Source organism: Micromonospora sp. DH13, assembly GCF_020873825.1.
Taxonomy (GTDB): Bacteria; Actinomycetota; Actinomycetes; order Mycobacteriales; family Micromonosporaceae; genus Micromonospora; species Micromonospora haikouensis.
The window spans coordinates 1-227 of record NZ_JAHWGR010000148.1 but is presented as its reverse complement, the minus strand read 5'-3'; the positions used below and the strand labels follow the sequence as shown (position 1 = coordinate 227).

General features: G+C 68.3%; 1 protein-coding gene. It reads right to left on the bottom strand.

The features are described 5' to 3' along the window. Positions 1-83: 83 nt before the first annotated feature. Positions 84-221 carry a hypothetical protein gene (locus LPA42_RS34800; protein WP_368859511.1) on the bottom strand — a complete coding sequence of 46 codons (138 nt, stop codon included), beginning with the start codon at positions 219-221 and terminating at the stop codon, positions 84-86. Positions 222-227 lie beyond the last annotated feature (6 nt).

Sequence of the window (227 nt, the reverse complement as noted above, 5' to 3'; positions counted from 1 at the left end):
TGATCATAGCGGCCCAACTATCGCCCCCAGGCCCGAACATCTGCCCCACCGCAAGCCTGCCAGTGCCCTGCGCCAGCAGAGACTTACGGAACAGCCGGGCCGCTGCGGTGCGCGGCGAGCACGGAGCCGACGACGATCGCGCCGAGCCCGAGGATCGCGGCGACGCTGATCTGCTCGCGGAGGAAGATCACGCCGAAGGCGACGGCGAAGGCTGGTGACAGGTAGAA